Below are 12,203 nucleotides of genomic sequence, written 5' to 3'. Positions count from 1 at the left end.
AACCCCTCTGCTGGTGGGTGCTCCACTTTCCAGTGGACCCTTCTGTACTGGTCAACGCCAGGCGAAGGGGGCGAGTTCCCCGGCGCTCCGGGCGCGCGGGAGGTCCGAACGGGTGAGCGACCGGCCGGTGGTCCGGTCAGAACAGCTGGGTGGCGGCGAAGCGGAGCACCAGCTGGGGGTAGCCGGACAGGAGGACACCGGCGGCGGCGGTGAGGGCGATGGCGACGGCGTAGGGGGCGGGTACGGCCTTCGGCAGGGCGGCAGCGGCGGGGCCGGGCGCGGGAACGGGGTCGCCGGTCGTCGCGGGTGAATCCGCCGGGGCGGCGGGGGCCGTCGCGGGGACCTTCGCCGGGGCGCCTTCGGGGGCGACGAAGAGGAGGGCGGTCCAGCGCAGGTAGTAGTAGAGCCCGATGGCGACGTTCACGGCCATGACGACGGCCAGCCAGCCGAGCCCGGCGTCGACGGCCGAGGAGAAGACGGTCACCTTCGCGAAGAGGCCGATGATCCCCGGGGGCAGTCCGGCCAGGCAGAGGAGGAAGAAGCCGAGGGCGAGGGCGGTGAGGGGACTGGTGGCGTAGAGGCCCCGGTAGTCGGCGAGGCGGTTGAGCCGGTGGACCCGGGCGACCACGGCGACCACGGCGAAGGCGCCGAGGTTCACCACCGCGTACATCAGGGCGTAGGCGACGGTGGCGCCGATCTGGTCGTCGCTGCTGTATCCGGCGGCGGCGATCGGGACCAGGAGGAATCCGGCCTGGGCGACGGAGGACCAGGCCAGCAGGCGTACGGCGCCGAGGGCGCGGTCGGCTCGCTGGCGTACGGCCGCCACATTGCCCGCGGTCATGGTGACGGCGGCCAGTACGGCGATCGCCGGGCCCCAGACACCGGCGTGGCGCGGGAAGGCGATCACGGTGACGAGGACGAGTCCGGAGAAGCCGACGGCCTTGCCGACGACCGACAGATAGGCGGCGACGGGCAGCGGGGCGCCGACATAGGTGTCGGGGACCCAGAAGTGGAACGGGACGGCGGCGGTCTTGAAGGCGAAGCCGACGAGGGTGAGGGCGACTCCGGTCCGCATCAGGGTGTCGAGTTCGCCGGGGACGTCCGCGCCGGCGATCCGGCTGAGGTGGAGGCTGCCGGTGGAGGCGTAGACGAAGCTGATGCCGAGCAGGGTGACGGCGGTCGCGGTGACCGAGGTCAGGAAGAACTTCAGCGCCGCCTCACTGGAGCGGCGGTCGCCCCGGCGGAGGCCGACGAGGGCGAAGGCGGGCAGGGACGCCACTTCGAGGGCGACGACGACGGTCGCCAGATCGCGGGAGGCGGGCAGCAGGGCGGCTCCGGCGGCGGAGGACAGCAGCAGGAACCAGAACTCCCCGGCGGGGAGCCGGTGGCGGGTCTCGCGCAGGGACAGCAGGGCCGTCAGGAGGGCGCCGCCGAGGACCAGGAGCTGGATCGCGATGGTGAAGCGGTCGGCGACGTAGCTGCAGGTCGTGGGGTCGGTATTGAGGCAGAAGGTGCGGTGGCCGCCGTCCCGCAGGGGGATCAGGGCGGCCAGCCCGGCGAGCAGTCCGGCGACGGCGCCGAGGCCGAGGAGGCCCTTGCGGTGTTCGGGGACGAAGAGGTCGGCGACGAGGATCAGCAGACCGGTGACGGCCGCGATCACGGGGGGCGCGATGGTGACCCAGTCGACGTTCTGGACCAGGGAGGCGACCTGGCCGTCGGCGGCGATGGCGGTGGCGAGGGTCATGACGAGCCTCCCGAGAGGAGCTTCTGTACGGCCGGGTCGGTCAGGCCGAGGAGGATCGCGGGCCACAGCCCGGCGAGGACGGTGAGGGCGACGAGCGGGGTCCACGCGGCCAGCTCGTACCCCCGGACGTCGGGGACGGGCCGGATGCCGTCGGCGGCGGCCGGGGGGACGCCCATGCAGACCCGGCGGACCACGATCAGCAGGTAGGCGGCGGTGAGCAGGGTGCCGATACCGCCGATGACCATGAAGACGAGGAAGGCGGGGCGGTTGAGTCCGTCGGCCGGGTCGAAGGCGCCGAACAGGGCGAGCATCTCGCCCCAGAACCCGGCGAGGCCGGGCAGTCCGAGGGAGGCCACGGCGGCGAAGGCGAGCAGGGCGCCGAGGCGGGGGGCGCGGCCGTAGAGGGCCGCCCCGGTGGCCCCGGCAAGGGTGTCCAGGTCGGCGGTGCCGTACCGGTCCTTCACGGCGCCGACCAGGAAGAACAGCAGGCCGGTGATAAGGCCGTGGGCGATGTTGGCGAAGAGGGCGCCGTTGACCCCGGTCGGGGTCATGGTGGCGATGCCGAGCAGGACGAAGCCCATGTGGCCGACGGAGGAGTACGCGATCAGCCGCTTCAGGTCGCCGGACGCGCCCTCGCGGGCGAGGGCGAGGCAGGCGAGGGATCCGTAGACGATGCCGACGGCGGCGAAGGCGGCGAGACAGGGCGCGAAGGTCCGCATGCCGTCCGGCGCGGCCGGGAGGACGATCCGGACGAAGCCATACGTTCCCATCTTCAGCAGAACTCCGGCGAGGAGGACGGAGCCGATGGTGGGGGCGGCGGTGTGGGCGGCGGGGAGCCAGCTGTGCAGCGGCCACATCGGGGTCTTCACGGCGAACCCGATACCGATCGCCAGAACGGCGATGACCTGCGTCGTCTTGGTGAGGCCCCGGCCGTTGTCAGTGGCGAGTGCCACCATGTCGAACGTGCCCGCCTTCAGGCCGATCAGCAGGAAGCCGAGGAGCATGACGACGGAGCCGAGCAGGGTGTAGAGGATGAATTTCCAGGCGGCGGCCCGTCGTTCCGCACCGCCCCAGCGGGCGATGAGGAAGTACATGGGGACGAGCACGGTCTCGAAGGCGAGGAAGAACAGCAGCAGATCGAGGACGGCGAAGGTGGCGAGCGTCCCGGTTTCGAGCAGCAGCACCAGCGCCACGAACGCCTTCGGGGAGGGCCCCGCGGGCGGCTTGAAGTAGGCGTGGAGGGCGCAGAGGAAGGTCAGCAGCGCCGTGAGGACCAGAAGGGGGAGGGAGATGCCGTCGACACCGAGGTGGATGTGGACGCCGAGGGCGGGGATCCAGCTGATGTCCGTGGTGGCCTGCATCCTCGACGGCTGGTCGTGGTCGAAGCCGATGGCGAGGACGACGGCCGCGGCGAGGACGGCCCCGGTGATGGTGACGCCGTGGCGGAGTACGGCCTGTTCGGGGCCGCTGCCGCGTAGTCCGGGCGGTGCGGGCAGCAGGGCCGCGGCGGCCCCGGCGAGCGGCGCTACGACGATGAACGCGAGAAGGGCCTGCATCACGGACTCGCTGATATCGATCACGGCTCACGACCCCGCGTTGACGGTGGACAGGACGACGGCGGCGATCACCAGGGCGGCGGTGCCCGCCAGCAGCCAGCCGGCGTAGGTCTGCACATTGCCGGTCTGGGCGCGGCGGACGAGGCGGCCGAGGCCGTTGACGCCGAGGGCGGTGCCCCGGACGTAGGTCTCGACGACCTCGCGGTCCAGGAAGCCGACCAGCCGGGCGGCGGCCATGACCGGGCGGATGAGGAGGGCCCGGGCGGCGGCGTCGAGGTGGAAGCCGGACGCGGCGTGGCGGTGGAGGGGGCCGAGCAGGGTCCGGCCGGGGTCCGCGGGGTCGGGCGCCGAGGCGATCGAGCCGTACGCCGGGGTGTGGGCCGCGATGGCCTCGGCCTCGACGGCGGACGGCGGCGCGTCGGGGTGCGCGGCGTGGGCGGCGGCGGTGGCCTCTTCGGGAAGGGCGGCGGCGCGGGGCGCGCGGGAGCGCCAGGCGGCGTAGGTGAGCAGCCCGCCGATGACGGCGACTCCGGTGCCGAGGACGGCGGTGGTCGCGGTGGGGGCGAGGTCGTGGCCGTCGAACCAGCCGCCGAAGTAGCCGTAGGTGATGCCGAAGCCGAGGGAGGGGATCGCCAGCAGCCAGAGGACGGAGGTCATGGCGAGGGGTTCGCGGCCGTGGTCGGGGGCTTCGGTGCCGTGGCCGCGGAAGGCGAGCAGCCAGAGCCGGGTCGCGTAGGCGGCGGTGAGGAGGGCGGTGACGAGTCCGGCGATCAGTACGGTCCAGCCTGCGGCGCCGGGGGCGGCCCCGGATTCGCCGAGGGCGGTGTGTTCGGCGGCGACGAGGACGGCTTCCTTGGAGAAGAAGCCCGCGAAGGGGGGTACGGCGGCGAGGGCGAGCAGGGCGATGGTCATCGTCCAGTAGGCGTCGGGGATCCGGCGGGCCAGTCCGCTCATCCGGGACATGGCGGCCAGGGAGTTGGTTCCGGCGGCGTGGATGACGACTCCGGCGGCGAGGAACAGCAGCGCCTTGAAGGCGCCGTGGGAGATGAGGTGGAAGACGGCGGCGCCGCGGTCGCCGACGGCGAGGGCGCCCGCCATATAGCCGAGCTGGCCGATGGTCGAGTAGGCGAGGACGCGTTTGATGTCGTCCTGGGCGAGGGCGGCGAGGGCGGAGCCGGCCATGGTGATCGCGGCCATGACGGCGAGGACCATGAGGGCCGCCGCGGAGGCGGTGAAGACGGGAAGGAGCCGGGCGATGAAGTAGATACCGGCGGCAACCATGGTCGCGGCGTGGATGAGCGCGGAGACGGGGGTCGGGCCCGCCATCGCGTCGGGCAGCCAGATGTGCAGCGGGAACTGCGCGGACTTGCCCGCGACGCCCGCGAGGAGCAGCAGGGCGATCAGGGTCGGGTGGTCGAGTCCGCCGGTGGCGACGGTGTCGAGGACGCCGGTGATCCGGAAGGTGCCCGCGTCGGTGGCGAGGGCGAAGAGGCCGATCAGGAAGGGGACGTCGCCGAGCTTGGTGACCAGGAACGCCTTCAGGGAGGCGGCCCGGGCTTCGGGGGTCTCCCAGTAGTGGCCGACGAGGAAGTACGAGCAGATGCCCATGATCTCCCAGCCGACCAGCAGCACCATCAGGTCGCCGGAGTAGACGACGAGCAGCATCGCGGAGGTGAAGAGGGAGACGAGGGCGGCGTAGGAGGGGTAGCGGGGGTCCTCGCGCAGATAGGCGGTGGAGTAGATCTGCACACAGGACGCCACGACTCCGACGAGGGCCGCGACGAGGACGGCGAAGCCGTCGAGGTAGAGCGCGAGGTCGATCGGGACGGAGCCGGTGGGGGTGAGCCGGGTGGCCGCTTCGACGGGTTCGCCGCCGCCCTGCCGGACGGCGACGACGACCGCGAGGACGGCGGCGGTCAGGGTCGGCAGTACGGCCAGGGGGCGGACGAAGCCGGGGGCCGTCCGGCCGAGCAGCAGTCCGGCGACGGCGCCGAGGAAGGGCAGGAGGGGGACGAGAACGGCGAGGGTGGTGGTGGTCACGCGGTGGCCTCGGCCTTCTGCGTCGCCGGGGCGGTGGTGCCGGGTCCGGCTTCGGCGCCGGTCAGGTCGGGGTTGTCCGGTTGGCCGTCGGGGGGTTCGGCGGTGTCGCGGAGCCGGTCGATGTCGGAGGTGCCGCGGTTGCGGTAGACCATCAGCACGATCGCCAGGCCGATGCCGATCTCGGCGGCGGCGATGGCGATGGTGAAGAGGGTGAGTGCCTGGCCGGAGTGGAGGGTGTCGCGGAGCCAGACGTCGAAGGCGACCAGGTTGAGGTTGACGGCGTTGAGCATCAGCTCGACGGACATCAGGACGAGGATCGCGTTGCGGCGGGCGAGGACCCCGTAGACGCCGATACAGAAGAGGAGGACGGAGAGCACGGCGGGGTAGGCGAGGTGCATCAGTTCTTCCCCTCGGGTGCCGGTCCGGTGGCGGGCGGGTCGGCCGGGTCGCCTTCGGCGCGCCTGCGGGAGAGCACGATGGAGCCGACGAGGGCGGCGAGCAGCAGGACGGAGAGCGCCTCGAAGGGCAGTACCCAGTGCCGGAAGAGGGCTTCGCCGGTGATGGAGGTGGTGCCCTGGGCGGGTCCGTCGAGGTCGATCCAGGTGGTGCGGAAGGCGTCCACGACCACCCAGACCAGGGCGACGGCGGCGGTCCCGGCGACGGCGAGGGCCACCGGCCGGTTGCCGGAGTCGGCGTCGGGGGACGGGCCGATGGGGGCCTTGGTGAGCATCAGTCCGAAGAGGAGGAGGACGACGACGGAGCCGACGTAGATGAGGACCTGGACCCAGGCGACGAACTCGGCGGTCAGCAGCAGGTACTCGACGGCGAGCCCGCCGAGGGCGACGACCAGCCAGAGGGCGGCGTGGACCAGGTGCTTGGTGGTGACGGTCATCACGGCGGCGCCGAGGGTGACCAGTCCGACGAGGAGGAAGACGATCTCGACGCCGGTGGGCGAGAGGAAGCCCTGGGGCGCGGTGGCGGCGTACGGGATCATGCCGGGCCTCCTTCGCCGGGCCCGGCCGGTTTCCCGGGCGGGGTGTCCGGGCTTCCGGGGGTGTCCGCGCCGCCGGGGCCACCGGAGGCGCCGGGGCTCGCGGTGGCGGGCGGGGTGGCCGGGGCTTCGGCGGCGCGGGTGGCGGCCAGTTTCCCGGCGGCCTTGCGGGCGGCGGCGATCTCCTTGGGTTCCTCGGCCGCGGGGTCGAGGGCGGGCGGCGCGGGGACCGTCCACATCCACTCGCGGAGCTTGTCGCGCTCATGGGTGAGTTCGCGGATGTCGGTCTCCGCGTACTCGAACTCCGGCGACCAGAACAGCGCGTCGAAGGGGCAGACCTCGATACAGATACCGCAGTACATGCAGAGGGAGAAGTCGATGGCGAAGCGGTCGAGGACGTTACGGCTGCGCTCCCGGCCGCCGGGGGCGGCGGCGGGGATCGTCTCCTTGTGGGAGTCGATGTAGATGCACCAGTCGGGGCACTCCCGGGCGCAGAGCATGCAGACGGTGCAGTTCTCCTCGAACAGGCCGATCACTCCGCGGGTGCGGGGCGGCAGTTCGGGCTGGACCTCGGGGTACTGCGCGGTGACGGTCTTCCGCGTCATGGTGCGCAGGGTCAGGGCGAGGCCCTTGGCCAGACCCGAGCCGGGGATCGGGGGCACGGTCAGATCACCACCTTCACGATGCCCGTGAGGGCGATCTGGGCGAGGGCGAGGGGGACGAGGACGGTCCAGGCCAGCTTCTGGAGCTGGTCCTCCCGCATCCGCGGATAGGAGACCCGGAGCCAGATCACGACGAACGCCAGGACGGCGGTCTTCAGCAGGGTCCAGACCCAGCCGAGTCCGTCGGCGCCGAGGGGACCGTGCCAGCCGCCGAGGAAGAGGACGGTGGTCAGCCCGCAGAGCACCACGATCCCGGCGTACTCGGCGAGCAGGAAGAGGGCGAACCGCAGGCCGGTGTACTCGGTGTAGGCGCCGAAGATGATCTCCGAGTCGGCGACCGGCATGTCGAAGGGCGGGCGCTGCAGCTCGGCGAGTCCGGCGACGAAGAAGACCAGGGCACCCGTGATCTGCCAGGGCAGCCACCACCACTCGAAGGCGTCGAGGATGCCGGGGAGGGAGACGGTGCCCGCGGCCATCGCCACGGACGCGGCGGCGAGCAGCATCGGCAGCTCGTACGCCAGCAGCTGGGCGGCCGTGCGCAGCCCGCCGAGGAGGGAGAACTTGTTGGCCGACGCCCAGCCCGCCATCAGCGATCCGAGCACCCCGACGCCCATCACGGCGAGGACGAAGAAGATGCCCGCGTCGATCACCTGCCCGACGGCGCCCTCACCGGGGCCGATCGGGATGGCGAGGAGTACGAGGAGGTACGGCAGCAGGGCGACGGCGGGCGCGAGCTGGAAGATCCTGCGGTCGGCGCCCGCCGGGACGATGTCCTCCTTCTGCGCGAACTTCACCCCGTCCGCGACGAGCTGGGCCCAGCCGTGGAAGCCACCGGCGTACATGGGTCCGAGCCGGCCCTGCATATGCGCCATGACCTTGTGCTCGGTCTGCCCGATGATCAGGGGGAAGGCCAGGAACACGGCGAAGACGATCAGGAGCCGGACGGCGACGTCGAGAGCGTCGTTCACGCGGGCTCGCCTCCGGTGTTCTCAGCCGTCCCGTCGCCCTCGTCGGACGGCGAACGGCGCTGGTCGGGGGTGGGTGGTGCGGCCGATTCACCAGATTTGGCCTGTGCAGCGGGTTTTTGGGGCTCGGCCGGTCCTTCGGCGGCCCGATCGCCGTCGCCGGCCGCGGATTCGGGCCCGGTCGCCGACTCGGACGCCGACTCGGCATCCGTACCGGGTTCGGGGCCGGAGCCGGAGCCGGATGCGGAGCCGGGTTCCGGTGCGGGGGTGGAGCCGGGGTCCGCCGGGTCGAAGGCGGGGCGCGCGTGGTGCCACGGCGCGTCCGGACTGCGGGTGGGCGGTGCCGGGGAGCCGCCCGGCCGCTGGGAGCCGGGGCCCTGCTCATCGGTGGTTCCGGCGGCGGTGCCGTCGGGCTCCGGCCGGGGCCGACCGGCGGAGCCGTCGGCGGCCGAGCGGTTTCGGCGCGGCGCGCCCGTATCCGTACCGGCTTCGGACGGCCGGCTCGCCGAGCCGTCGGCGGCGCTGCGGGTTCGGCGCGGCGCGGACGGTCCGGCGGGGTCGCCGGGGCCCGTTGCCGGGGCCTGGCTCGCGGAGCCCTCACCGGCGCTGCGGGTTCGGCGCGGCGGGCGGGCCGGGGTCTCGGGGGCGGACGCGGCGTCGGGCGCGGCGGCCTGGCTCGCGGAGCCCTCACCGGCGGTACGGGTACGCCGGGCGGGCCGCTCCCCGGCCGCGGCCCCGGCTCCGGCCGCCGCCGCGCGGGGCGTACGGGCCGGGCGGGCGGGCGCGGGGGGCAGCTGGCCCTTGAGGGGGCCCCACTCGTTGGGGTCGGGTACGCCCGGGGGCAGCATCTGGCGTCGCTTCGGTCCGCCGTGCCCGGCCCCGGACTCCCCCGGCTCCTTCGCGCCGGGCCAGGCCTTGGCGACCCGGGCCGCGAGGACGAAGTCCTTCCGCAGCGGATACCCCTCGAAACCCTCGGGCAGCAGCAGCGGGGCGAGGTGCGGATGGTCCGTGAAGGAGACGCCGAACATCTCGTACGTCTCGCGTTCGTGCCATTCGGCGCCCGCGTAGACGGCGACGGCCGTCGGCAGGACGGGCGCCTCGTGGGGCACGGTCGTCCGGAGCAGCAGCCGTCGGACCCGGCCGCCGGGTCCGTCCGGGACGGCCGCCACATGGGCGCAGACCCGGAAGCCGGTACCGGGTTCGTCGACGGCGCTCAGCCAGTCGAAGTAGGTGCAGCCCAGGGCGTCGCGGGCGGTTTCGAGGGCGGTGAGCCAGCGGTCGGCGGGGACGTCGACCGTGAGCAGGTCGTACGCGGACTCGGCGGTGGCGTCGGGGCCGAAGAGTTCGGTGACGGCGTCGGGCAGCCGGTCGTACGCGGCGGTCACGAGGCGTCCCCTCCGGCGCCCGCGCCCGTACCGACAGTCGTACCGGGTGCGGCGGGCGGGGTGACAAGTCCGCTGGTCAGCTCGGCCGTCGTGGGGCGGCCGGAGCCGTCCCCGGAGCCGTAGCGTTCGGCCAGCGACTCGCGGGCGATCTTCTCCTGGAGCTTGAGGATGCCCTGGAGCAGCGCCTCGGGGCGGGGCGGGCAGCCGGGTACGTAGACGTCGACGGGGATGATCTGGTCGACGCCCTTGGTGACCGCGTACGAGTCCCAGTACGGGCCGCCGCAGTTGGAGCAGGCGCCGAAGGAGATCACGTACTTGGGCTCGGGCATCTGCTCGTAGAGCCGCTTCACGGCCGGTGCCATCTTGTCCGTGACGGTCCCCGAGACGATCATCAGATCGGCCTGTCGGGGGCCGGGCGCGAAGGGGATCACTCCGAGCCGGATGAAGTCGTGCCGGGACATCGACGCGGCGATGAACTCGATCGCGCAGCAGGCGAGGCCGAAGTTGAAGACCCAGAGGCTGTAGCGGCGGCCCCAGTTCAGCACGACCTTCATCGGCTCCGGCGCGAGCCGGGAGAGGACTCCGAGCCGCTTGGGTTCCGGGAGGAGCACCGGCGTACCGGAGTCCGGCGTTCCGGCGTCCGGCGTGCCGAGGTCCGGCGTTCCGGAGGGGGACGGGGTCACGTCCATGTCAGGACGCCCTTCTTCCACGCGTACAGCAGGCCCACGGCCAGGAAGCCGAGGAAGATGAACATCTCCACGAGGGTCGTCGCCCCGTACCCGGGGGCGGCGAAGACCGTGGCCCAGGGGAAGAGGAAGATCGAGTCGACCGCGAAGATCACGTACAGGAACGCATAGACGTAGTAGCGGACCTGGGTGTGCGCCCAGCCCTCGCCGACGGGGTCGACCCCGCATTCGTAGGTGAGCAGTTTCTCCGGGGTCGGTACGACGGGACGCAGCAGTCGTCCGGCGCCGAAGGCGACGGCCACGAAGATCACACCGATCAGCGCGAGCAGTCCGACGACCGAATAGCTGGCGAAATAGTCGTCGGCCCGTTCCGCCGCGAGCCCGGCCACGGTCGGTTCCGGCACGTCAGCCCCTCGCTCCCTGACCTCGTCCGATGGGGGAACTCTGAAGATCCGAGCCGGATCCGAGTTCTGTACGCACGGGAGTCTAGGCCCTGCTAAATGGAGCGTAAGCAGTCGCGTCGGGCAGAGGTGGGGTTATCCCCACCGGTACCCGGCCCCGTACCCCCATGGCGTGGACCGGCCCGGCCGGGCAGGCTGGCGGGTATGACTGCCGGCCATCTCGCATCCGATACCGCCCAGGGCCCCGAGGGGGTTCGCTCCGGCGGTGCCACGTTCCGTCCCGGCGCGGCCGGTCCGCCCGCGGCCCGGCCCGGTCCGGGTGGGGACGGCGCCCCGCTGCCGTCGCCGGAGTTCGCCTTCGGCGCCCGTACATGGCAGGAGGTCGCGCATCTGCTGCTGAATCTGCCGCTGGCGATCCTCCACTTTGTTTACGTGGCGTTCATGGTCTCCGTCGGCGCGGCGCTTTCGGTGACGGTGATCGGGCTGCCGCTGCTGGCGCTCGGGTTGCAGGGCGCCCGGGGGATCGGCCGGTCGGAACGGGCGCGGGCGCGCCGGCTGCTGGGGGTACGGATCGACGAGCCGAGCCCGCTGCGGGGCGCGACCCGGGGGCGGGGGCTCGTCACCTGGTTGCGGACGACGCTGCGGGATCCGGTGGCCTGGCGGGCGGTGCTGTACTGCGCGGTCCGGCTGCCGTGGGGCGTGGCGTCGTTCGCGGCGACGGTCGCCGGGGTGGCCGCGGTCTGGCCCGTACTGGGCTTCCTGGTCCGGGGGCTGTCCAACGCGGACCGGCTGATGGTGCGCGGGCTGCTGTCGCCGTCGGACGAGCTGGAGCGGCGGATCGCCGAGCTGGAGTCGGACCGGGGGGTCGTGGTGGACACGGCCGCGGCGGATCTGCGCCGGATCGAACGCGATCTCCATGACGGCGCCCAGGCGCGGCTGGTGGCGCTCGCCATGGGGCTCGGGCTGGCGAAGGAGAAGCTGCTGGAGGATCCGGACGCGGCGGCCGCGATGGTCGACGAGGCGCATGGCGAGGTGAAGCTGGCGCTTCAGGAGCTGCGGGATCTGGCGCGCGGCATCCATCCGGCGGTGCTGACGGACCGCGGCCTGGACGCGGCGCTCTCCTCGGTGTCGTCCCGCTGCACCGTCCCGGTCTCGGTCTCGGTGGAGTTGTCGGAGCGCCCGGCGGAGGCGATCGAGGGGATCGCCTATTTCACGGTGTCGGAGCTGCTGCAGAACGTCAGCAAGCACTCCCGGGCCCGGTCGGCCTCGGTGGACGTCTGGCGGGTGGACAGCCGGCTGATGGTCCAGGTCGCGGATGACGGGCAGGGCGGCGCCCGGCTGGAAGGCGGGACGGGGATGGCGGGGCTGGCGGAGCGGCTGGGCGCGGTGGACGGGCTGTTCGTCCTGGACTCGCCGGTGGGCGGGCCGACGATGGTCACGGTGGAGATCCCCTGGCGCGACCGGCACGTGCCGCAGGGCAGGCCGGGCCTTAAGTAGGCGGGGGGACGGCAGCCGGGGGACGGCAGCCGGGGGGCGGGAGCCGGGGGTGTGCGGCGCCCGTCGCGGGGGCGGGCCCCGATCGTCCAGAGGCCCCGGGCGAGTGAGCCGTAGGGGCACGGGGCGAGTGAGCCGTCAGGGCGTGGCCCCGGACCGTACGACCTGCGGATCTTCGCGAGGCGCGTGTCCCGGGGTGTCGGGTGAGCCGAAGGGCCCGGCCCGTACGACCCCGCAGCCCTTCTCGAGCCGCGCGCCCCGGGGCGCCTGGTGTTGGCC

11 protein-coding genes are annotated in these 12,203 nt (G+C 73.0%); 1 reads left to right on the top strand and 10 read right to left on the bottom strand.

Annotated features, from left to right (window positions below; translation table 11 throughout):
* Window positions 1-136: 136 nt before the first annotated feature.
* From ABZ714_RS08540 to ABZ714_RS08495, 10 genes are read right to left on the bottom strand one after another with little or no spacing between them, the layout of a single operon-like run.
* On the bottom strand, window positions 137-1,744 hold the full coding sequence (locus ABZ714_RS08540) for an NADH-quinone oxidoreductase subunit N (RefSeq protein ID WP_358824395.1): 1,608 nt from the start codon (window positions 1,742-1,744) through the stop codon (window positions 137-139).
* On the bottom strand, window positions 1,741-3,324 hold the full coding sequence (locus ABZ714_RS08535; RefSeq protein ID WP_358824394.1) for an NADH-quinone oxidoreductase subunit M: 1,584 nt from the start codon (window positions 3,322-3,324) through the stop codon (window positions 1,741-1,743). The genes ABZ714_RS08540 and ABZ714_RS08535 overlap by 4 nt, the downstream gene beginning before the upstream one ends.
* A gap of 3 nt (window positions 3,325-3,327) precedes the next feature.
* On the bottom strand, window positions 3,328-5,340 hold the full coding sequence (locus tag ABZ714_RS08530; RefSeq protein ID WP_358824393.1) for an NADH-quinone oxidoreductase subunit L: 2,013 nt from the start codon (window positions 5,338-5,340) through the stop codon (window positions 3,328-3,330).
* Window positions 5,337-5,738, bottom strand: coding sequence for an NADH-quinone oxidoreductase subunit NuoK (nuoK, locus tag ABZ714_RS08525; protein WP_358824392.1), 402 nt, complete (start codon window positions 5,736-5,738; stop codon window positions 5,337-5,339). The genes ABZ714_RS08530 and nuoK overlap by 4 nt, the downstream gene beginning before the upstream one ends.
* Complete coding sequence (locus ABZ714_RS08520) at window positions 5,738-6,334, bottom strand: NADH-quinone oxidoreductase subunit J (RefSeq protein WP_358824391.1); 597 nt, start codon at window positions 6,332-6,334, stop codon at window positions 5,738-5,740. The genes nuoK and ABZ714_RS08520 overlap by 1 nt, the downstream gene beginning before the upstream one ends.
* The gene (locus ABZ714_RS08515) at window positions 6,331-6,993 is read right to left on the bottom strand and encodes an NADH-quinone oxidoreductase subunit I (protein ID WP_358824390.1); all 663 of its coding nucleotides are present in this window, start codon (window positions 6,991-6,993) and stop codon (window positions 6,331-6,333) included. Before ABZ714_RS08515 ends, ABZ714_RS08520 begins: the two co-directional genes overlap by 4 nt.
* A 2-nt stretch (window positions 6,994-6,995) precedes the next feature.
* A complete protein-coding gene (locus tag ABZ714_RS08510) occupies window positions 6,996-7,961 on the bottom strand; it encodes a complex I subunit 1 family protein (RefSeq protein WP_358824389.1) in 966 nt (321 codons plus the stop codon).
* The gene (locus ABZ714_RS08505) at window positions 7,958-9,343 is read right to left on the bottom strand and encodes an NADH-quinone oxidoreductase subunit C (protein WP_358824388.1); all 1,386 of its coding nucleotides are present in this window, start codon (window positions 9,341-9,343) and stop codon (window positions 7,958-7,960) included. The genes ABZ714_RS08510 and ABZ714_RS08505 overlap by 4 nt, the downstream gene beginning before the upstream one ends.
* Entirely contained in the window at window positions 9,340-10,032 is a 693-nt protein-coding gene (locus ABZ714_RS08500) for an NADH-quinone oxidoreductase subunit B family protein (protein WP_358824387.1), read from the bottom strand. Before ABZ714_RS08500 ends, ABZ714_RS08505 begins: the two co-directional genes overlap by 4 nt.
* Window positions 10,023-10,433, bottom strand: a complete 411-nt coding sequence (locus ABZ714_RS08495; RefSeq protein ID WP_358824386.1) for an NADH-quinone oxidoreductase subunit A — start codon at window positions 10,431-10,433, stop codon at window positions 10,023-10,025. Before ABZ714_RS08495 ends, ABZ714_RS08500 begins: the two co-directional genes overlap by 10 nt.
* Window positions 10,434-10,634: 201 nt before the next feature.
* Here ABZ714_RS08495 and ABZ714_RS08490 point away from each other — a divergent pair, with 201 nt between their 5' ends.
* Window positions 10,635-11,927 carry a sensor domain-containing protein gene (locus ABZ714_RS08490; RefSeq protein WP_358824385.1) on the top strand — a complete coding sequence of 431 codons (1,293 nt, stop codon included), beginning with the start codon at window positions 10,635-10,637 and terminating at the stop codon, window positions 11,925-11,927.
* Window positions 11,928-12,203 lie beyond the last annotated feature (276 nt).

Origin of the sequence: Streptomyces sp. NPDC006798, assembly GCF_040635975.1 — a bacterium.
In the GTDB taxonomy this organism is placed as follows: domain Bacteria; phylum Actinomycetota; class Actinomycetes; order Streptomycetales; family Streptomycetaceae; genus Streptomyces.
The sequence above is the reverse complement of the archived record's forward strand: the minus strand, read 5'-3'. Positions and strand labels throughout refer to the sequence as shown.

What these genes read in the sequence shown, in the direction of transcription:
- ABZ714_RS08540 (WP_358824395.1), bottom strand. Translation starts at nt 1,744, where the DNA reads ATGACCCTCGCCACCGCCATCGCCGCCGACGGCCAGGTCGCCTCCCTG.
- ABZ714_RS08490 (WP_358824385.1), top strand. Translation starts at nt 10,635, where the DNA reads ATGACTGCCGGCCATCTCGCATCCGATACCGCCCAGGGCCCCGAGGGG.
- ABZ714_RS08520 (WP_358824391.1), bottom strand. Translation starts at nt 6,334, where the DNA reads ATGATCCCGTACGCCGCCACCGCGCCCCAGGGCTTCCTCTCGCCCACC.
- ABZ714_RS08500 (WP_358824387.1), bottom strand. Translation starts at nt 10,032, where the DNA reads ATGGACGTGACCCCGTCCCCCTCCGGAACGCCGGACCTCGGCACGCCG.
- nuoK (WP_358824392.1), bottom strand. Translation starts at nt 5,738, where the DNA reads ATGCACCTCGCCTACCCCGCCGTGCTCTCCGTCCTCCTCTTCTGTATC.